This window comes from Pseudomonas sp. (assembly GCF_051660785.1).
In the GTDB taxonomy this organism is placed as follows: Bacteria; Pseudomonadota; Gammaproteobacteria; order Pseudomonadales; family Pseudomonadaceae; genus Aquipseudomonas.
Genome location: NZ_JBOFQE010000007.1, coordinates 14,461 through 33,564, shown reverse-complemented (window position 1 = coordinate 33,564; position 19,104 = coordinate 14,461). Strand labels below are relative to the sequence as shown.

17 protein-coding genes are annotated in these 19,104 nt (G+C 61.4%); 15 read left to right on the top strand and 2 right to left on the bottom strand.

The annotated features are described in order from the left end of the window. Positions 1-33: 33 nt before the first annotated feature. Entirely contained in the window at positions 34-552 is a 519-nt protein-coding gene (locus ACRC4F_RS02340) for a DUF2062 domain-containing protein (protein WP_438657909.1), read from the bottom strand. A gap of 135 nt (positions 553-687) precedes the next feature. On the opposite strand from ACRC4F_RS02340, the gene ACRC4F_RS02335 reads away from it, so the two are divergent. The 12 genes from ACRC4F_RS02335 (at position 688) to ACRC4F_RS02280 (ending at position 12,151) form a co-directional block, all read left to right on the top strand. Further along, entirely contained in the window at positions 688-2,922 is a 2,235-nt protein-coding gene (locus ACRC4F_RS02335) for a DNA internalization-related competence protein ComEC/Rec2 (RefSeq protein WP_438657908.1), read from the top strand. 98 nt (positions 2,923-3,020) lie between these two features. Beyond that, positions 3,021-3,659 (top strand): MotA/TolQ/ExbB proton channel family protein, encoded by a 639-nt coding sequence (locus ACRC4F_RS02330; protein WP_438657907.1) that lies wholly within the window; start codon positions 3,021-3,023, stop codon positions 3,657-3,659. Continuing rightward, a complete protein-coding gene (locus ACRC4F_RS02325; protein WP_438657906.1) occupies positions 3,656-4,087 on the top strand; it encodes an ExbD/TolR family protein in 432 nt (143 codons plus the stop codon). The genes ACRC4F_RS02330 and ACRC4F_RS02325 overlap by 4 nt, the downstream gene beginning before the upstream one ends. Next, on the top strand, positions 4,087-5,097 hold the full coding sequence (gene lpxK / locus ACRC4F_RS02320) for a tetraacyldisaccharide 4'-kinase (RefSeq protein WP_438657905.1): 1,011 nt from the start codon (positions 4,087-4,089) through the stop codon (positions 5,095-5,097). Before ACRC4F_RS02325 ends, lpxK begins: the two co-directional genes overlap by 1 nt. A 25-nt stretch (positions 5,098-5,122) precedes the next feature. Further along, positions 5,123-5,308 (top strand): Trm112 family protein, encoded by a 186-nt coding sequence (locus ACRC4F_RS02315; protein ID WP_010461887.1) that lies wholly within the window; start codon positions 5,123-5,125, stop codon positions 5,306-5,308. Next, on the top strand, positions 5,305-6,069 hold the full coding sequence (gene kdsB, locus ACRC4F_RS02310; RefSeq protein WP_438657904.1) for a 3-deoxy-manno-octulosonate cytidylyltransferase: 765 nt from the start codon (positions 5,305-5,307) through the stop codon (positions 6,067-6,069). Before ACRC4F_RS02315 ends, kdsB begins: the two co-directional genes overlap by 4 nt. Continuing rightward, positions 6,069-6,533 (top strand): low molecular weight protein-tyrosine-phosphatase, encoded by a 465-nt coding sequence (locus tag ACRC4F_RS02305; protein WP_438657903.1) that lies wholly within the window; start codon positions 6,069-6,071, stop codon positions 6,531-6,533. Before kdsB ends, ACRC4F_RS02305 begins: the two co-directional genes overlap by 1 nt. After that, a complete protein-coding gene (murB, locus tag ACRC4F_RS02300) occupies positions 6,530-7,549 on the top strand; it encodes a UDP-N-acetylmuramate dehydrogenase (RefSeq protein ID WP_438657902.1) in 1,020 nt (339 codons plus the stop codon). The genes ACRC4F_RS02305 and murB overlap by 4 nt, the downstream gene beginning before the upstream one ends. A 243-nt stretch (positions 7,550-7,792) precedes the next feature. Then, positions 7,793-8,263: a (2Fe-2S)-binding protein gene (locus ACRC4F_RS02295; RefSeq protein WP_438657901.1), complete on the top strand. Its 471-nt coding sequence runs from the start codon at positions 7,793-7,795 to the stop codon at positions 8,261-8,263. After that, a complete protein-coding gene (locus ACRC4F_RS02290; protein WP_438657900.1) occupies positions 8,260-10,581 on the top strand; it encodes a molybdopterin cofactor-binding domain-containing protein in 2,322 nt (773 codons plus the stop codon). Before ACRC4F_RS02295 ends, ACRC4F_RS02290 begins: the two co-directional genes overlap by 4 nt. Then, positions 10,581-11,564: an XdhC family protein gene (locus tag ACRC4F_RS02285; RefSeq protein WP_438657899.1), complete on the top strand. Its 984-nt coding sequence runs from the start codon at positions 10,581-10,583 to the stop codon at positions 11,562-11,564. Before ACRC4F_RS02290 ends, ACRC4F_RS02285 begins: the two co-directional genes overlap by 1 nt. After that, positions 11,561-12,151 carry a nucleotidyltransferase family protein gene (locus ACRC4F_RS02280; RefSeq protein WP_438657898.1) on the top strand — a complete coding sequence of 197 codons (591 nt, stop codon included), beginning with the start codon at positions 11,561-11,563 and terminating at the stop codon, positions 12,149-12,151. Before ACRC4F_RS02285 ends, ACRC4F_RS02280 begins: the two co-directional genes overlap by 4 nt. Positions 12,152-12,535: 384 nt before the next feature. Here ACRC4F_RS02280 and rne read toward each other — a convergent pair whose 3' ends face one another. Beyond that, the gene (gene rne / locus ACRC4F_RS02275; protein WP_438657897.1) at positions 12,536-15,760 is read right to left on the bottom strand and encodes a ribonuclease E; all 3,225 of its coding nucleotides are present in this window, start codon (positions 15,758-15,760) and stop codon (positions 12,536-12,538) included. Between the two features lie 700 nt (positions 15,761-16,460). On the opposite strand from rne, the gene rluC reads away from it, so the two are divergent. The 3 genes from rluC to ACRC4F_RS02260 are packed head-to-tail and all read left to right on the top strand — an operon-like array spanning position 16,461 to position 19,086. Further along, entirely contained in the window at positions 16,461-17,423 is a 963-nt protein-coding gene (gene rluC / locus ACRC4F_RS02270; RefSeq protein WP_438657896.1) for a 23S rRNA pseudouridine(955/2504/2580) synthase RluC, read from the top strand. Then, positions 17,410-18,072 (top strand): HAD-IA family hydrolase, encoded by a 663-nt coding sequence (locus ACRC4F_RS02265; protein ID WP_438657895.1) that lies wholly within the window; start codon positions 17,410-17,412, stop codon positions 18,070-18,072. The genes rluC and ACRC4F_RS02265 overlap by 14 nt, the downstream gene beginning before the upstream one ends. Before the next feature lie 24 nt (positions 18,073-18,096). Next, on the top strand, positions 18,097-19,086 hold the full coding sequence (locus tag ACRC4F_RS02260; protein WP_438657894.1) for a S49 family peptidase: 990 nt from the start codon (positions 18,097-18,099) through the stop codon (positions 19,084-19,086). Positions 19,087-19,104: the final 18 nt, after the last annotated feature.

The window sequence follows — 19,104 nt, the reverse complement described above, 5'->3', positions numbered from 1 at the left end:
AAACGGCCTCCCATTGTGGAGGCCGTTTTGCATCTACTGCATGCGGCGTTGCTTACGCCGCTTCCATTGCCGGCTCACCCACCAGCGCCAATACATCATCACCAGGCAATAGGCGAGGGCGCCCAGCACCAGCCCCGTCACCACCGAACCCAACAAGAACGGCTGCCACAACGTAGACAGCTCGCCGCTGATCCACTCCCAGGTCAGCTCGTCGGGCAAATGCCTGGCCGGTACATCCATCAACCACGCCCCCGTCTGGTAGGTGCAGAAGAACACGGCAGGCATGGTTATCGGGTTGGTCAGCCAGACCAGGCTGACGGCAATTGGCATGTTGCCACGCACCACGATCGCAAGGATGGCAGCGACCAGCATCTGCAACGGAATGGGCAGGAAGGCGGCAAACAGACCCACCGCCATGCCCCGGGCGACCGAGTGGCGGTTGAGGTGCCAGAGGTTCGGGTCATGCAGCAGGGTGCCGAGAAAGCGTAAGGATTTGTGTTCCCTGATGCTGGTCGGGTCTGGCATGTAACGTTTGAATAAGCGCCGGGGCATAAGGCTTCTCGGTCGGTTAAGGCGGCAAGTATGTCTGGATTCTATGAGCCACCTATTCAGACTTTGTGACAATTAATAACCGTGCGCGTGCGTTCGGGCAGCTATGCCTAGGGTGGGACTCTCAAGGACGGGCGTATGCGCACAGGGATGATGGCGCTGGCGTTGGGCTTGCTGGCCCTGCGTTTTTTACCGGTTTTACCGCCGGTCTGGTTATGGATGTTTCTGCCGGTTGTCGGCTTGATGTTATTGCCGTTTCGGACTCACCCGCTGGCGTTTTTTCTGTTCGGCTTCAGTTGGGCGTGCGCGAGTGCGCAGTGGGCGTTGGACGATCGCCTTCCGTTGAAGCTCGATGGCGAGACTCGCTGGGTCGAAGGTCGAGTGACGGGGCTGCCGCAGAATGCCGAAGGTGTCGTGCGCTTCGAACTGACGGACAGTCAGTCTCGAAGCACCACGCTGCCGCGGCTTCTGCGCCTGGCCTGGTATGACGGACCGCCCGTCAACAGCGGCGAACGATGGCGGCTGGCGGTCAAGTTGAAGCGTCCTGCCGGGCTGCTCAATCCGCATGCTTTCGATTACGACGCCTGGCTGCTGGCTCAACGCATCGGCGCGACAGGAACGGTCAAGGATGGCCTGCGGCTTGCCGCCGCCCAATGGGCCTGGCGCGACGGCGTTCGCCAACGGTTACAGGCCGTAGATGCCCAAGGCCGGACGGGGGCGCTGACGGCCCTGGTCCTGGGTGACGGCGGCGGGTTGAGTCGCGAGGATTGGCAGGTGCTGCAAGAGACCGGCACCGTGCACCTGCTGGTGATTTCCGGGCAGCACATCGGGCTGCTGGCGGGATTGGTGTATCTGCTGATCGCCGGGTTGGCCCGTTATGGTCTGTGGCCCAGCCGTTTGCCCTGGCTGCCTTGGGCCTGCGGACTGGCCTTTGCTGCGGCGCTGGGTTACGGGCTGCTGGCCGGTTTTGAGGTGCCGGTGCGGCGGGCCTGCGTGATGATCGGCCTGGTGCTGTTGTGGCGGCTGCGGTTTCGCCACCTCGGGGCCTGGTGGCCGCTGTTGCTGGCGCTCAACGGCGTTTTACTGCTCGACCCGCTGGCGAGCCTGCAAGCGGGGTTCTGGTTGTCCTTCGCGGCAGTGGCAGTGTTGATATTGACCTTCGGTGGACGGCTGGGCCCTTGGCGCTGGTGGCAAACCTGGACCAGGGCGCAATGGCTGATCGCGATCGGTCTGTGCCCGTTGCTGATGATTCTCGGGTTGCCGATCAGCGTCAGCGGGCCCGTGGTGAATCTGCTGGCGGTGCCTTGGGTCAGCCTGGTGGTCTTGCCGCCGGCCTTGCTCGGGACGTTGTTTTTGCCCATCCCTTATGTGGGCGAGGGATTGCTGTGGCTGGCGGGCGGTCTGGTCGACCTGTTGTTCAAGGGGCTGGCATTGATGGCCGGGCAATTGCCCGCGTGGGTGCCGGTCGCGGTCCCGTTGTGGATTTGGGCACTCGGCACACTGGGTGCCTTTCTTCTATTACTGCCTAAAGGTGTGCCGTTGCGCCCGTTGGGTTGGCCGCTGCTGCTGTTGCTGGTTTTTCCTCCTCGCCCGATGCTTCCTGAAGGCGTCGCCGAAATCTGGCAACTTGACGTCGGCCAGGGCCTGGCCATCCTTGTGCGCACCCGTCATCACACATTGCTGTATGACACCGGGCCGCGTTTCGGTGATTTCGACCTCGGCGAGCGCGTGGTGCTGCCGTCATTGCGCAAACTGGGCGTGGTCGGGATCGACCTGATGCTCATCAGCCACGCGGACGCCGATCACGCCGGCGGTGCACGAGCGGTTGCCCATGGATTGCCGGTGGCGCAGGTCCTGAGCGGTGATCCCGAGGCGCTGCCAGCCGAATTGCGCGCCAAGGGCTGTGAAAGCGGCCGGCAATGGACCTGGGACGCTGTGAACTTCCAGCTCTGGCAATGGACATCCGCCCGGGACAGCAATCAAAAATCCTGTGTCTTGCAGATCGAAGCCAATGGCGAGCGATTGCTGTTGACCGGAGACATCGATGTCGCTGCCGAACGGGCGCTGCTCGACAGTCCGCTCGCCGTGCCTACCGACTGGCTGCAGTCGCCGCACCACGGCAGCCGCAGTTCTTCTTCGATGGCACTGCTCGCAACGTTACAACCCAAGGCGGTATTGATTTCCCGTGGCCAGGGCAATTCCTTTGGTCACCCGCATCCCACGGTCATGGCACGCTACCGAAAGCGCGGCATGGCAATCTACGACAGCGCCGCGCACGGCGCCATTCGTCTGCAACTGGGACGCTTCAAGCCGCCGTGGACAATGCGTCTGGAACGGCGTTTCTGGCGCGATCCGCCACCGTCCGATCCATAACCACGAGTTATGAAAGCCCGACCGGATGCGACATCACGGTCTTCGGTGCATCCAGCCCCTATGTTAGAGTGGCGCACTTTTTCGAGGGGACTGTCACTGTGTGGGAATTGGTCAAATCCGGCGGCTGGATGATGCTGCCGATCATTTTGAGTTCCATCGCGGCCATGGCGATCACCGCCGAGCGTCTCTGGACCCTGCGAGCCAGCCGTGTGACCCCGGAGCATTTGCTCGGGCAGGTCTGGGTGTGGATCAAGGACAAACAGCTCAATAAAGAAAAACTCAAGGAACTGCGCGCCAACTCTCCGTTGGGCGAGATCCTCGCGGCGGGGCTGGCCAACTCCAGGCATGGTCGCGAGATCATGAAAGAGTGCATCGAAGAAGCCGCCGCGCGGGTGATTCACGAGCTCGAACGCTACATCAACGCGCTGGGCACCATCGCCGCCATGGCCCCATTGCTGGGCTTGCTGGGCACCGTGTTGGGCATGATCGATATTTTCAGCGCCTTCATGGGCTCGGGCATGACCACCAACGCCGCCGTTCTGGCCGGTGGTATCTCCAAGGCGTTGATCACCACAGCCGCGGGCCTTATGGTCGGTATTCCATCGGTGTTCTTCCACCGTTTCCTGCAACGCCGGATCGATGAGCTGGTGGTGGGTATGGAGCAGGAAGCGATCAAGCTGGTCGAGGTTGTGCAGGGTGATCGTGACGTGGACTTGTCGGAGGGCAAAAGAGCGTGAAATTCCGCCGCAAGCAACGGGAGAATGTGGACATCAACCTTGCGTCGCTGATCGACGTGGTATTCATCCTGCTGCTGTTTTTCGTGGTGACGACCACGTTTACCCGTGAAACCCAGTTGCGCGTCGATCTGCCGGAAGCGGTCAGCGGTTCGCCTGCCGAAGACCAGCAGGTCAAACACCTGGACGTCGCCATCAGCGCCGAAGGCGTGTTCTCGGTGAACAATCAATTGTTGCCGAAGAACGACCTCACAACGCTGATGGACGCGTTGCAGAAAGAGTCCAATGGTGACACCAACCTGCCGCTGTCCATCAGCGCGGATGGCAAGACCCAGCATCAGTCCGTCATCACCGCCATGGACGCCGCCGGCAAGCTCGGTTTCAGCCACTTGCGCATGACCACGGTCGAAGCGGCGCCGCCCGCGCCCTGATGGCCATGTCTGATCGCTTGCTTGCCGCGTGGTATCGAGGTCATCCGGCCCTGAAGCTGTTGCAGCCGCTGGAGTGGCTGTATCGGCGCGTGGTCATGAACAAACGCAAGCGATTTCTGGCAGGTGAGGGCGAGATCTATCAGCCGCCCGTGCCGCTGATCGTCGTCGGTAACATCACCGTCGGCGGCACCGGCAAGACACCGCTGATTCTGTGGATGATCCAGCATTGCCAGCGCAGCGGCTTGCGGGTCGGCGTGGTCAGCCGGGGTTACGGTGCCAGACCGCCGCAATTGCCGTGGCGCGTCGAGGCCGATCAAAGCGCCGACATCACTGGCGACGAACCGTTGTTGATTGTCCAGCGCACCGGCGTGCCGTTGATGATCGACCCGGACCGCAGCAGTGCCGTCAAAGCGTTGCTGGCGAGTGAGCCGTTGGACCTGATCCTGTCCGATGACGGCATGCAGCATTACCGTCTGGCCCGCGACCTTGAGCTGGTGTTGATCGACGCAGCCCGAGGCTTGGGCAACAAACGTTGCCTGCCTGCCGGCCCCTTGCGTGAGCCGGTCGAACGCCTGCAAAGCGTCGACGCCGTGTTATACAACGGCGCAGCCGATGATCGCGCAGACGGGTTTGCCTTCCAGTTGCAACCCACCGAACTGGTCAACCTGCAAAGCGGTGAACGGCGTCCCCTCGACCACTTTCCCGCAGGCCAGGCGCTGCACGCCGTGGCCGGGATCGGCAATCCGCAGCGTTTCTTCACGACCCTCGAAACGCTACACTGGCGGCCAGTACCGCATGCGTTTGCCGACCACGCCGAATACAGTGTGCAAGCCTTGAATTTCACCCCGTCATTGCCGTTGGTGATGACCGAAAAGGACGCGGTGAAGTGCCGTGCCTTCGCCGCCGCCGATTGGTGGTACCTGGCGGTCGATGCTGCGCCGTCGCCGGCCTTCGTGGCCTGGTTCGATACGCAGCTGATGCGCCTGTTGCCGGCTCGTCTTTTGCCTTAACTCCGTTCTAATCCAGGGAATGCTCATGGACACCAAATTGCTCGATATCCTCGCTTGCCCGGTCACCAAAGGCCCGCTCAAGCTCAGCGCCGACAAGACCGAGCTGATCAGCAAGGGCGCCGGCCTGGCTTACCCGATTCGTGACGGCATCCCGGTGATGCTCGAAACCGAAGCCCGCACTCTGACCACCGACGAGCGTCTGGATAAATGACCACAGCCTTTACCGTTGTCATTCCATCGCGTTATGCCTCTACCCGTCTGCCGGGCAAACCGCTGCTGCTGATCGCCGGCAAGCCGATGATCCAGCACGTCTGGGAACAGGCGAGCAAAAGCAGCGCCGAACGTGTGGTGGTCGCTACTGACGACGCGCGCATCGTTGAGGCCTGCAATGCGTTTGGTGCCGAAGTGGTGCTGACTCGCGAAGATCACAATTCCGGTACCGATCGCCTGGCTGAAGTCGCCGCGAAACTGGGCCTGGCCGCCGACGCCATCGTGGTCAACGTCCAGGGTGACGAACCGTTGATCCCGCCGAGCGTGATCGATCAGGTCGCCGCCAACCTGGCCGCTCACACCGAAGCGCGCATGGCCACCCTGGCCGAGCCGATCGAAGACGTCGAAACCCTGTTTAATCCCAACGTGGTCAAGGTCGTCAGCGACCTTAATGGCCTGGCGCTGACCTTCAGTCGCGCCACCTTGCCGTGGGCCCGGGACGCGTTCGCCAAAAGCCGCGAGCAACTGCCGGAAGGCGTGCCGTATCGCCGCCACATCGGCATATATGCCTACCGCGCCGGTTTCCTGCATGACTTCGTCAGTTGGGGGCCATGCTGGCTGGAGAACACCGAATCCCTGGAACAGCTGCGTGCCCTGTGGCACGGCGTGCGAATTCACGTCGCCGATGCGCTGATCGCACCGCCCACCGGCGTCGATACCGCCGAAGACCTTGAGCGCGTTCGTCGCCTGCTGGAGGCCTGATGCGCGTTCTGTTCGTATGCCTGGGCAACATCTGCCGTTCTCCGACGGCCGAAGGTGTGCTGCGGCATAAACTGCGCGAGGCGGGGCTGGCCGATCACATCGAAGTCGCCTCCGCCGGCACCGGCGACTGGCATGTCGGCAAGGCGCCGGACAAACGCAGCCAGGCCGCCGCCAAACTGCGCGGTTACGACCTGTCCGCCCAGCGCGCCCAGCAGGTGACCCGCGCCGATTTCGCCACCTACGACCTGATTCTGGCGATGGACAACAGCAACCTGCGCAACCTCAGGGCCCTGCAACCGGCCAAGGGCAAGGCTGAGTTGGACCTGTTCCTGCGTCGCTATGAGTCGGACGTCGATGAGGTGCCGGACCCGTACTATGACGGCGACCAGGGTTTCGAGCAGGTGCTGGACCTGATCGAGCGCGCCAGTGATCGGCTGGTGATCGAATTGAAGGGACGGTTATGAGTTTGCAGGTTCAACCCCGGGTTTCGCTCAAGCCGTTCAATACGTTTGGTGTCGACGTCCAGGCCCGGTTGTTCGCCGAGGCCCACAGCGATGCCGATGTGCGTGAAGCCCTGGCGTATGCGGCTGAACACGACGTGCCGTTGCTGGTGATCGGTGGCGGCAGCAACCTGCTGCTGACGGCTGATGTCCAGGCGCTGGTGCTGCGCATGGCCACCCGCGGCATCCGGATCCTCAGCGATGACGGCAGCAAGGTCGTGATCGAAGCCGAGGCCGGCGAGCCTTGGCATCCGTTCGTGCAACACACACTGGCGCAGGGCTTGTCGGGGCTGGAGAACCTCAGCCTGATTCCCGGTACTGTGGGCGCGGCACCGATGCAGAACATCGGCGCCTATGGCGTGGAGATCAAGGACGTGTTCGCCGGCCTGACCGCGCTGGATCGTCAGACCGGCGAGCTGCGGGATTTCACGCTGGAAGAATGCAATTTCGCCTACCGTGACAGCCTGTTCAAACAGGAGCCGGGGCGCTGGTTGATCCTGCGCGTGCGTTTCACCCTGGACCGCGTCGCCCACCTGCACCTGGAATACGGTCCGGTGCGTCAGCGCCTGACCGAGCAAGGCATCGATCATCCGACCGCCACCGATGTCAGCGAGGCAATCTGCAGCATTCGCAACGAAAAGCTTCCGGACCCTGCCGTTCTCGGCAATGCCGGCAGCTTCTTCAAGAACCCGTTGGTATCGACCGCGCTGGTTGCACAACTCAAGAGTGAATACCCGGACCTGGTAGCCTACGCGCAACCCGATGGGCAAATGAAACTGGCGGCAGGCTGGTTGATCGAGCGGGCCGGCTGGAAAGGCTTTCGAGACGGCGATGCCGGCGTGCATAAGTTGCAGGCGCTGGTGCTGGTCAACTACGGCAACGCCACCGGCCTGCAATTGCTGAACCTGGCGCAGCACATTCAGAAAGACATTTCGCAACGTTTCAAAGTCGACCTGGAAATGGAGCCGAATCAGTATTGAAGCTACGCTTTATTAACTGATCTCAAAGCCCTGCACACTTCAACTGTGCAGGGCTTTTTTGTTAATGCTGGGTTAACTTAGCCCCCTAACGATGCAAACGTTTGCTCCATCAAAGGCCCGATGCAGACGCCATCGTCTGCATAAGAGAGCCTCTTTAGCCTGAGCCGATCTGCGTGATGCCAACCGCCACTTCCTGGCGGCAGATTGCTCGACCCCATAACAAACAACTATGCGGGCGTGCCCATGATTACCCTGAAGCTTAACGGTCAAGACCATCAACTCGACGTCACCGAGGACATGCCGCTGCTTTGGGCTATCCGTGACGTGGCCGGTTACAACGGCACCAAATTCGGCTGCGGCATGGGCCTGTGTGGCGCGTGCACCATTCATATCGAAGGCGCTCCGGCGCGCAGTTGCATCACGCCGATCGGCGCGGTGGTGGGCCAGAACGTCACCACTATCGAGAACCTGCACGCCGACCCGGTCGGGCAAGTGGTGCAACAAGCCTGGCTCGACACCGCCGTGGCCCAGTGTGGTTTCTGCCAGGGCGGGCAGATCATGTCGGCGACGGCGCTGCTCAAGACCAACCCGAACCCCAGCGACGAACAGATCGAAGAGGCGATGGTCGGCAATATCTGCCGTTGCGGCACCTATAACCGCATCAAGACCGCCATTCGCCAGGCATCCACTCACCTGAAGGAGGCCAAGGCATGAGCCAGTTACCGAATGATTTTGCGCTGAGCAACCTCAGCCGCCGTGGCTTCCTTAAAGGCGTCGGTGCGACCAGTGCGTTGGTGCTGGTGGCCAGTTGGGGCTGGCAAGATGCGTTCGCCGAAGAGAAAGAGAAAAAGTTCGGCGCCGATGGCATGCCCAATGGCTGGATCGATGATCCCAAGGTTTACATCAGCATTGCCGCTGACGGCATGGTGACGGTGGTGTGCAACCGTTCGGAAATGGGCCAGGGTGTGCGCACCAGCCTGACCATGGTGGTGGCCGATGAGCTGGACGCCGACTGGGCAATGATGAAAGTGCAGCAGGCGCCGGGTGATGAGATCCGCTTCGGCAACCAGGATACCGACGGTTCGCGCAGCATGCGTCACTGGTATGAACCGATGCGCCGTTGCGGTGCTGCGGCGCGGACCATGCTTGAGCAAGCGGCGGCCGAACAGTGGAAAGTGCCGGTCAGCGAGTGTCACGCGCAGCTGCATAAAGTCGTGCACCAACCGACCGGTCGTGAACTGGGTTATGGCGCCCTGGCCGCCGCTGCGGGTGCGCTGGCCGTGCCGGCGCGTGACAGCCTGCGGCTCAAGCAGCCGTCGGAATTTCGCTATATCGGCAAGGAAGGCAGCAAGGCGATCGACGGTGCCGACATCGTCAATGGCCGGGCCATTTACGGTGCCGATGTGCATTTCGACGGCATGCTCTACGCCGTGATTGCACGTCCGGCGGTTTACGGCGGCAAGGTCAAATCCGTCGATTCCAGCGCGGCAATGAAAGTCCCGGGCGTGATCAAAGTCGTCCAGATCGAAGGTCGTCCGCTGCCGTCCGAGTTCCAGCCTCTAGGTGGCGTGGCCGTGGTGGCCAGCAATACCTGGGCCGCGATCAAGGGCCGCGAAGCGCTGAAAATCGAGTGGGATGACGGCCCCAATGCCAGTTACGACTCGATCGCCTACCGCAAAGAACTGGAGGCCTCCTCCCTCAAGCCCGGCAAAGTGGTGCGCAATACCGGCAACATCGACGACGCCATGAAAAGCGCCGACAGCACCCTCGAAGCCTCTTATTACCTGCCGCACCTGACGCAGGCGCCGATGGAGCCGATGGTCGCCATCGCCCGGTTCAAGGACGGCGTGTGCGAAGCCTGGGCACCGAGCCAGGCACCGCAAGTCACCCGGGAACGGATTGGCGAACGCCTCGGTATTCCATTCGATAAAGTCACCTTCAATGTCACCTTGCTGGGCGGCGGTTTCGGTCGCAAGTCGAAGCCGGACTTCATCATCGAAGCGGCAATCCTCGCCAAGGAATTCCCCGGCAAAGCGGTGCGGGTGCAATGGACCCGTGAAGACGACATCCATTGCTCCTATTTCCATACCGTGTCGGCGGAATACCTGAAGGCCAGCCTGAACAATGACGGCCTGCCGTCCGGCTGGTTGCACCGCACCGTGGCACCGAGCATCACCGCGCTGTTCGCCCCGGGCATGAACCACGAGGCGGCGTTCGAGTTGGGCATGGGCTTCACCAACATGGCCTATGCGATTCCCAACGTGCGCCTGGAAAACCCGGAAGCGGCGATTCATACCCGGGTCGGCTGGTATCGCTCGGTGTCGAACATTCCCCACGGGTTTGCGATTCAGAGCTTTGTCGATGAGTTGGCGCACAAGGCCAAGCAGGATCCACTCAAGTACCAGATCAAATTGCTCGGCCCGGACCGTCAGATCGATCCGCGCACCTTGAGCGAAGAGTGGAACTACGGTGAATCCCCAGAGCGTTACCCGATCGATACCGGGCGGATGCGTACCGTGCTGGAAACGGCCGCGAAGGCTGCCGGTTGGGGGCGTGAGTTGCCCAAGGGCCGTGGCTTGGGCCTGGCGGTGCATTACAGCTTCGTTACTTATGTAGCGGCGGTGATCGAAGTCGAAGTCAAAGACGACGGCACGCTGATCGTGCACAAGGCTGACATCGCTGTGGATTGCGGTCCGCGGATTAACCCCGAACGGATTCGCGCTCAGTTCGAAGGCGCCTGCGTCATGGGCCTGGGCAATGCGGTGGTCGGGGAAATCAGCTTCAAGGACGGCAAGGTGCAGCAGGACAACTTCCACATGTACGAAGTGGCGCGCATGTCGCTGGCGCCGAAGGAAGTGGCGGTGCATCTGGTTACGCCACCAGGCGTCGTGCCGCTGGGCGGTGTTGGCGAGCCGGGCGTACCGCCGATTGCGCCCGCGCTGTGTAACGCGATCTTCGCCGCCACCGGCCAGCGCATCCGCAGCTTGCCGGTTCGTTATCAACTGCAAGGTTGGCAGAAGGCGCAGGCCTGATGGACAGCGCGGATCTGAACGTCCTGCGCAGCGTGCTGGAATGGCGCCGCGCCGGCCAGCGGGTGGTGTTGTACAGCGTCGTCCAGACCTGGGGCACCGCGCCGCGGGCGCCGGGCGCGATGCTGGCATTGCGTGAAGATGGCGTGGTGATCGGTTCAGTGTCCGGTGGCTGTGTCGAGGATGATTTGATTGCCCGGTTGCACGATGGGCGAATTCCGCCTGACGGGCCACCGGTGCAGCTGATCACCTACGGCGTCACCCGTGAGGAGGCCGCACGCTTTGGTTTGCCGTGCGGCGGCACGTTGCGCCTGACCGAGGAGAGGGTTGGCGATCCAGATTGGGTCGCCGAGTTGCTGGCGCGCTGCGAGGCCCATGAAATCGTCGCTCGCTTGCTGGATATTGCGACCGGTGAGGTGGTTTTGCAGGCGGCGAACAAAAGCGATGTATTGAGCTTCGACGGCAACACGCTGCGCGCCATCTACGGTCCGCGCTGGCGACTATTGCTGATCGGTGCGGGGCAACTGTCCCGCTATGTCGCCGAGATGGCGCGGTTGCTGGATTTCGAAGTGCTGATCTGCGATCCGCGCAGTGAGTTCGTCTATGGCTGGGAGGAGCAGCACGGCCGCTTTGTGTCGGGCATGCCGGATGAAGCGGTGCTGAACATCCAGACCGACGAACGCACGGCGATTGTTGCCCTGACCCACGATCCGCGCCTCGATGACATGGCCTTGCTGACGGCGCTGGATTCCAGGGCTTTTTATGTCGGTGCGCTGGGCTCGCGGATCAACAGCCTGAAGCGTCGGGAAAACCTGGCTCAGCTAGGCTTGTCGCAACAGGCCATCGAGCGGCTGCACGGCCCGATCGGTTTGCACATCGGCAGCCACAGTCCGGCGGAAATCGCCTTGTCGCTGCTGGCCGAGATTGTGGCGATCAAGAACGGCGTCGAACTGAAGCAGAAGAAGCCGTTGCAGGAGGTTGTATGAGTGAGTCCATCGGCGTCATCGTGGTGGCGGCGGGGCAGGGCAGTCGGTTCAGGCAGGTGGCGGGAGAGGACAAGGACAAGCTGCTGGCAGATTGTGCCGGTCGCGATGGCGCGGTTCGTTCTGTGATCGAACACGTGCTGGTGAATTTGCCGGCCAGCCTTGGCAAGCGCGTGCTGGTCACCACTGAAGATCGCCCGCAAGTGATGCGCATGGCTCAGGCGTATGGCTGCGAGATTGTGGTGATTGAATCGACCGGGATGGGCGATAGCATTGCGGCCGGGGTGCAGGCGTGTTCAGAACTCAGTGGCTGGTTGATTGTGCTGGGGGATATGCCGTTTATTCTACCGTCGAGTATTGAACGGGTGGTGGCGGGGATTGCCGATGATTGCGTCAGTGTGCCGGTGAAGGCGGGTGAGTACGGGCATCCGGTTGGCTTTGGCCGCAGTTTTGGGCCGGGGTTGATGGGGTTATCGGGTGATCATGGGGCCAAGCCGTTATTTGCGCAGGGCCGGGTGGTTGAAGTGGCGGTGGAGGATGCCGGGGTGTTGTGGGATGTGGATACACCTGAGAGGCTGGTTTTCGCCTGATTCACCGCCATCGCGAGCAGGCTCGCTCCCATATTGGATCGGTGGTGTGATCACTGTTTTGTCATCGCCGCCGAACCCTGTGGGAGCGAGCCTGCTCGCGATAGCGGTTTAACATTCAACAATGATGCAAGCTGATTCACCGCCATCGCGAGCAGGCTCGCTCCCACATTGGATCGGTGGTGTGATCACTGTTTTGTCATCGCCGCCGAACCCGGTGGGAGCGAGCCTGCTCGCGATAGCGGTTTAACATTCAACAATGATGCAAGCTGATTCACCGTCGCGAGCAGGCTCGCTCCCACATTGGATCGCGGTGATGTCCGAGACACTGGCATAAAAAAAGCCTCGCCTGGATCACCAGGCGGGGCTTTTTAGTAGCCGATGGAATCAGACGAGCGGTTTAGGCTCGTGTTCTTTTTCCTGGGCTTGCTCGTGTTGCTCTACCGCTTCCTGTACCGAACGCGGCGCTTCTTCGATGACCGACTCGGCAGGTGCCGCTTCAACCACTTCAGCCACAACCGGTGCAGGCTCGGCAACGACCGTTGCTTCAACCGGAGCCGCAGTGGCAGCCAGTTCGGCTTCCTTGCGCAGGCGCTCTTCTTCACGCTTGCGACGACGCACTTCACGCGGATCGTTCGGCGCTCGGCCGCTCGGCGTCAGGGCGCTGACAGGGGCTGTTTCGACTTGCGGAGCAGCCACTTCAGCAACCACCGGCGCTTCTACCACCGGAGCTGGCTCGGCAGCTGCAACCACTGGCTCGGAGGCCATGGCTTCAGCCACTTCGGTTTCAGCAACCAGTGCAGGTGCTTCAACAGCAACCGGCTCGGCAACCCAGTTGAACGCGGTTTGTTCTTCACGAACTTCGCGCACAGCTTCGGTCACGGTTTCGCTGGAGGTTTCGACCGCAGGCTCGGTGGCAACCACTGGCTCGAAAGCTGGAGCCGTTTCAACAACCGGCTCAGCTTCACGAACCGGCGCCACTTCGATTTCCGGAGCAGCAGTGGCTTCGACCGGAGTCGTCGCTTCTACCACTGGCGCTTCAACCGGCGCTATTTCCAGGGTGGCGGCAGTAGCGCGTTCGGCTTGCTCGTGGGCTTGTGCTTCAGCAGGCGCGCTGATCACGGTGCTGGCAACGGCTGCGGTAACAGCCAGGCCGGCGGCCAGATCGGAAGTGCTTGGCGCTTCGTTGCTTTCGCTCGCTTCGCTGCCTTCGGCGGATTCGGATTCTTCCGAACCTTCGATCACGTTGCCGTTGGCATCGCGTTGACGCTCGCGACGGTTGCTGCGACGACGCTGACCACGGGAGCGGCGGCGTGGACGATCGCCTTCGGCGCCTTCCTGACCGTCTTCCTGCAGTTGCTCTTCGCTGGTCACCAGTTCTTCTTCGGCAACAGCTGCAGCGGCTTGCTCGGCACGTGGCTGACGCTCTTCACGCGGTGGGCGCGGAGCACGTTCTTCACGTGGCTGGCGAGCCGGACGCTCTTCAGCGGTCGCAGCAGCGCTAGCCGCAGCGGCCGGAGCCGTGGCATCCAGAGGTTCGCGCAGTTCACGCACGCGTTCTTCACGCTCGCCACGTGGCTTGCGGTCTTCGCGAGGTGCGCGCGGTGCACGTTCTTCACGCGGGGCACGTGGTGCGCGCTCTTCACGTGGAGCACGTTCTTCGCGAGCTACTGCTGGAGTCTCTTCGCGGGCTTCGCGTGGTTGACGCTCTTCGCGTGGCTCACGGGGTGCGCGTTCTTCACGCGGAGCACGTTCCTCACGGGGCTTGCGTTCTTCATCGCGGCGACCGTTACGGTTGCGGCTCTGCTGACGACCGTTGCGACGCTCTTCGTTGCGGGCTGGACGCTCGGTGGTCGCTGGCTTTTCAACCACAACCGGAGCAGCAGGCTCTTCTTTGGTCGCGAACAGGCTGACCAGCGATTTCACCAGGCCTTTGAACAGGCTTGGCTCAGGTGCAACGGCCGGAGCGGCAACCGGGGCGGCGACGACTTCGGTCGGAACCGGAGCGTTGGCGCGGGCCGGTGCAGTCTTGACCGCGGCTTCCTGGCGAACCAGGGTGCGGGTCGCAGCGGCTGGCTGGACTTCTTCGACTTCGGCAGCGGCCGCTGCGATTTCGTAGCTGGACTGGCCAACCGCGGCTTCCGGGCTGTCATCGCGCAGACGCTGAACTTCGAAGTGCGGCGTTTCGAGGTGATCGTTCGGCAGAATGACGATGCGGGCACGGGTGCGCAGTTCGATCTTGGTGATCGAGTTGCGTTTTTCGTTGAGCAGGAAGGCTGCAACCGGAATAGGCACTTGTGCGCGAACTTCGGCGGTGCGGTCTTTCAGGGCTTCTTCTTCGATCAGGCGCAGGATCGCCAGGGACAGCGATTCAACGTCACGGATGATGCCGGTGCCGTTGCAACGCGGGCAAACGATGCCGCTGCTTTCGCCCAGGGATGGACGCAGGCGCTGACGGGACATTTCCAGCAGGCCGAAGCGCGAGATGCGACCGACTTGCACGCGAGCGCGGTCGGCTTCCAGGCATTCGCGGACTTTCTCTTCCACGGCGCGCTGGTTCTTGGCAGGGGTCATGTCGATGAAGTCGATGACGATCAGGCCGCCGATGTCGCGCAAGCGCAACTGACGGGCGATTTCTTCGGCGGCTTCAAGGTTGGTCTGCAGGGCGGTTTCTTCGATGTCGCTGCCTTTGGTGGCGCGCGCCGAGTTGATGTCGATGGACACCAGGGCTTCGGTCGGATCGATAACGATGGAGCCGCCGGAAGGCAGTTCGACGACGCGCTGGAAGGCGGTTTCGATCTGGCTTTCGATCTGGAAACGGTTGAACAGCGGAACGCTGTCTTCGTAGAGCTTGATCTTGCTGGCGTACTGCGGCATCACCTGGCGAATGAAGGTCAGGGCTTCGTCCTGGGCTTCAACGCTGTCGATCAGCACTTCGCCGATGTCCTGGCGCAGGTAATCGCGGATGGCGCGGATGATCACGTTGCTTTCCTGGTAGATCAGGAAAGGCGCGGAGCGATCCAGCGAGGCTTCTTTGATGGCGGTCCAGAGTTGCAGCAGGTAATCGAGGTCCCACTGCATTTCTTCGCTGCTGCGGCCAAGGCCGGCAGTGCGTACGATCAGACCCATGTCAGCCGGGGCAACCAGGCCGTTCAGGGCTTCACGCAGTTCGTTGCGCTCTTCACCTTCGATGCGACGGGAGATACCGCCGGCACGCGGGTTGTTCGGCATCAGGACCAGGTAACGACCGGCCAGGCTGATGAAGGTGGTCAGGGCGGCGCCCTTGTTGCCACGTTCTTCTTTTTCGACCTGAACGATGACTTCCTGGCCTTCGCTCAGGACGTCCTTGATGTTGACGCGGCCTTCGGGGGCTTTCTTGAAGTATTCGCGGGAGATTTCTTTGAGGGGCAGGAAGCCGTGGCGCTCAGAGCCGAAATCGACAAAGGCAGCCTCAAGGCTTGGTTCGATGCGAGTAATCCGGCCTTTATAGATGTTGGCCTTCTTCTGCTCGCGTGCACCGGATTCGATGTCCAGGTCGTAGAGGCGTTGGCCATCTACCAGTGCAACACGCAACTCTTCGGGTTGAGTTGCGTTAATCAGCATTCTTTTCATGTAGTACCGTCGGTTTCCGGGCTGCCGGAAACGGCGTTCGGCACACACGACTTCTCACGGTCGGTGTCAGGTGCGTCGGGAGTGGTTGGCCATTCCCGTGTCCAGCGATATTCGGCCAATTGGGCCGTTATCGCGACGTACGCGTCCTGCTTGCTGTGGCTACTTAAGCACTCAGTCAGGAGGAGGAATCAACCAGCGGCTGTGGACGAGATGAAGCGTCTTGATAAAGCCTATTGCTACACAGTCCAGCGGTTGTGCATCTCCACCCTACACGTATCCCTGATAATTCGGGTGCTGCCGCGCGCAGAATCCGCAGCGGGTTGGCATTTACCGTGAGCTCCGAAGGGGGAGGTCACGCATCATGGCTAATTTAGGCGTTGTTTCCGAAGCGTTCGCTCGGGGTCGTTCGAAGCCGACTGCACTTTGTGAACTGGCCGTGAATATTGGCTCGCAAGGCGAGTGAAAACTCTGCTCTGCGGCTTGATTCAGGCCTCATGTCACCTGCGCTCGTTACAGCTGCAAACTCCACCGTTACGTAGCGAAAGCCCCGTAGGACGGCCTCTCGTCCTGGTGAATTGCGTTGGTCAGGGCCGGTTTTTGACCGTTAGTCCGCTGTCCAGGCCGCTTTTGGCGGCGTTCGCGACTATAGCAGCAATGATTAAGTGCTTCAATTCCATAAAAAATTGTTATCATCCGCGGCATGACGACTACTGCCCCTTCGACCCCAGCCGTACAACTGCTGGAGGTCTCGCCGGAATATGCCGGCCAACGTATTGATAACTTCCTTCTCGCTCGGCTCAAAGGCGTGCCCAAGACCTTGATTTACCGCATTTTGCGCAAGGGCGAAGTGCGAGTGAACAAAGGTCGGATCAAGCCCGAATACAAGCTGCAGGCGGGCGATATCGTGCGCGTGCCGCCGGTTCGCGTGCCTGAGCGCGACGAGCCGGTGCCGCTGGCCCAGGGCCTGCTGCAACGCCTCGAAGCCTCGATTGTCTTCGAAGACAAGGCACTGATCGTGATCAACAAGCCCGCAGGCATCGCGGTTCACGGCGGCAGCGGCTTGACTTACGGTGTGATCGAAGCCTTTCGTCAGTTGCGTCCCGATTGCAAGGAGCTCGAACTGGTTCACCGTCTCGACCGTGACACCTCCGGCCTGTTGATGATCGCCAAGAAACGCAGCATGTTGCGTCACTTGCACACGGCATTGCGTGGCGATGGCGTCGATAAGCGCTACATGGCGCTGGTCCGCGGTAACTGGGCGGCCTCGATCAAGCAAGTTCGTGCCTCACTCGGCAAGAGCAATCTGCGCTCCGGCGAGCGTATGGTCGAGGTCGATGAGGAGGAGGGCAAGGAGTCGGTGACCGTGTTCAAGGTGCTGCGTCGTTTCGGCGACTTTGCCACCCTGATCGAAGCCAGACCCATCACCGGCCGCACTCACCAGATCCGCGTCCACACGTTGCACGCCGGGCACTGCATTGCCGGCGACACCAAGTACGGGGATGACGATTTCAGCAAGGAAATTCGCGATCTGGGTGGCAAGCGCCTGTTCCTGCACGCCTATATGCTGACCGTGCCGCTGCCGGATGGCGGTGAGTTGAAGTTGCAGGCGCCAGTGGACGAAATGTGGGCCAAGACCGTGGAGCGCCTGAGTGCACCCCTCTGATTACAAACTGCTGATTTTCGATTGGGACGGCACACTGGCTGATTCCATTGGTCGGATTGTCGCGGCGATGCATGTTGCGTCCGAGCGGTCGGGGTTTCAGTTGCGTGATGATTTTGCAGTCAAGGGCATAATCGGTCTGGGCCTGCCTGAAGCCATTCGCACGTTGTATCCGGAAATTGGCGATGCCGAGCTGGTAGCGTTTCGTGAGCACTATGCGGATCACTACATCGCCGCGGAAGCCGTGCCTTCGCCGCTGTTCGAGGGTGTGGTCGAGTCGATGGAGGCGTTTCGTGCCGAGGGTTATCATCTGGCTGTGGCGACGGGCAAGGCCCGTCGCGGGCTCGACAGGGTGCTGAAAGCTCACGGCTGGGAAGAGTATTTCGATATCACCCGCGCCGCCGATGAAACCGCCAGCAAGCCTCATCCGCTGATGCTTGAGCAGATTCTCGCTCATTGCGAGGTTCGCCCGGAGCAGGCGCTGATGGTGGGCGACTCGTCTTTCGACCTGCAGATGGCACGTAATGCGGGCATGGATTCGGTGGCGGTCAGTTATGGCGCGCGATCGATCGACGCGCTGAAGCTGTTCGAGCCGCGACTGTCCATCGATCGTTTTTCAGAATTGCATGCCTGGCTTAATCAGCGGGCTTAACAGGTTTTTGCTGGGGTAGATGCCATGACCGACGAATGGAAAGCGCCCGCCAAGGCGAGCGCAGAGAGCGGTGACGAAAAAAGCTGGAAGCTGCTGGAAAAGACCTTGCTGGCCAGTGTCCAGGAGCAGCGCCGGTCTCGTCGCTGGGGAATCTTCTTCAAGCTGCTGACCTTTGTGTACCTGTTTGGCGCGTTGATTCTGTTCACGCCGCTGATGGACATGGAAAAAAGCGCAACCCGCGGTTCCCACTACACGGCGTTGATCGACGTGACCGGCATGATCGCCGACAAGGAGCCCGCCAGCGCTGACAACATCGTCGGCAGCCTGCGTGCGGCCTTCGAGGACGAGAAGGTCAAGGGCGTGATCCTGCGCATCAACAGCCCGGGCGGCAGTCCGGTGCAGTCGGGTTACGTGTATGACGAAATCGTGCGTCTGCGCGGCTTGCACCCGGACACCAAGGTGTACGCGGTGATCTCCGACCTGGGCGCGTCCGGTGCTTATTACATCGCCAGCGCGGCGGATCAGATTTACGCCGACAAGGCGAGCCTGGTCGGTTCCATTGGTGTGACGGCGGCCGGTTACGGCTTTGTCGGCACCATGGAGAAGCTCGGCGTCGAGCGTCGGACCTACACGTCGGGCGAGCACAAATCGTTCCTCGACCCGTTCCAGCCGCAGAAGCCCGAGGAGACTCGGTTCTGGCAAGGCGTGCTGGATACCACGCATCAGCAGTTCATCAACAGCGTGAAAAAGGGCCGTGGCGATCGTCTGAAAGACAAAGAGCATCCGGAGCTGTTCTCCGGGCTGGTCTGGAACGGCGAGCAGGCGTTGCCGCTGGGTTTGATCGACGGTCTGGGTAATGCCAGTTCGGTGGCGCGTGATGTGATTGGCGAAAAAGAACTGGTGGACTTCACCGTTCAGGAATCGCCGTTCGATCGCTTCTCGAAAAAACTCGGCGCGAGCGTGGCTGAGCAACTGGCGATGTTGATGGGCTTTAACGGTCCGTCGTTACGCTGATCTATGGCTGCACAAAAA

What these genes read in the sequence shown, in the direction of transcription:
- ACRC4F_RS02260 (WP_438657894.1), top strand. Translation starts at nt 18,097, where the DNA reads ATGACCGACGAATGGAAAGCGCCCGCCAAGGCGAGCGCAGAGAGCGGT.
- murB (WP_438657902.1), top strand. Translation starts at nt 6,530, where the DNA reads ATGAGTTTGCAGGTTCAACCCCGGGTTTCGCTCAAGCCGTTCAATACG.
- rne (WP_438657897.1), bottom strand. Translation starts at nt 15,760, where the DNA reads ATGAAAAGAATGCTGATTAACGCAACTCAACCCGAAGAGTTGCGTGTT.
- ACRC4F_RS02305 (WP_438657903.1), top strand. Translation starts at nt 6,069, where the DNA reads ATGCGCGTTCTGTTCGTATGCCTGGGCAACATCTGCCGTTCTCCGACG.
- ACRC4F_RS02340 (WP_438657909.1), bottom strand. Translation starts at nt 552, where the DNA reads ATGCCCCGGCGCTTATTCAAACGTTACATGCCAGACCCGACCAGCATC.
- ACRC4F_RS02290 (WP_438657900.1), top strand. Translation starts at nt 8,260, where the DNA reads ATGAGCCAGTTACCGAATGATTTTGCGCTGAGCAACCTCAGCCGCCGT.
- lpxK (WP_438657905.1), top strand. Translation starts at nt 4,087, where the DNA reads ATGGCCATGTCTGATCGCTTGCTTGCCGCGTGGTATCGAGGTCATCCG.
- ACRC4F_RS02295 (WP_438657901.1), top strand. Translation starts at nt 7,793, where the DNA reads ATGATTACCCTGAAGCTTAACGGTCAAGACCATCAACTCGACGTCACC.
- ACRC4F_RS02285 (WP_438657899.1), top strand. Translation starts at nt 10,581, where the DNA reads ATGGACAGCGCGGATCTGAACGTCCTGCGCAGCGTGCTGGAATGGCGC.
- ACRC4F_RS02315 (WP_010461887.1), top strand. Translation starts at nt 5,123, where the DNA reads ATGGACACCAAATTGCTCGATATCCTCGCTTGCCCGGTCACCAAAGGC.
- rluC (WP_438657896.1), top strand. Translation starts at nt 16,461, where the DNA reads ATGACGACTACTGCCCCTTCGACCCCAGCCGTACAACTGCTGGAGGTC.
- kdsB (WP_438657904.1), top strand. Translation starts at nt 5,305, where the DNA reads ATGACCACAGCCTTTACCGTTGTCATTCCATCGCGTTATGCCTCTACC.
- ACRC4F_RS02335 (WP_438657908.1), top strand. Translation starts at nt 688, where the DNA reads ATGCGCACAGGGATGATGGCGCTGGCGTTGGGCTTGCTGGCCCTGCGT.
- ACRC4F_RS02280 (WP_438657898.1), top strand. Translation starts at nt 11,561, where the DNA reads ATGAGTGAGTCCATCGGCGTCATCGTGGTGGCGGCGGGGCAGGGCAGT.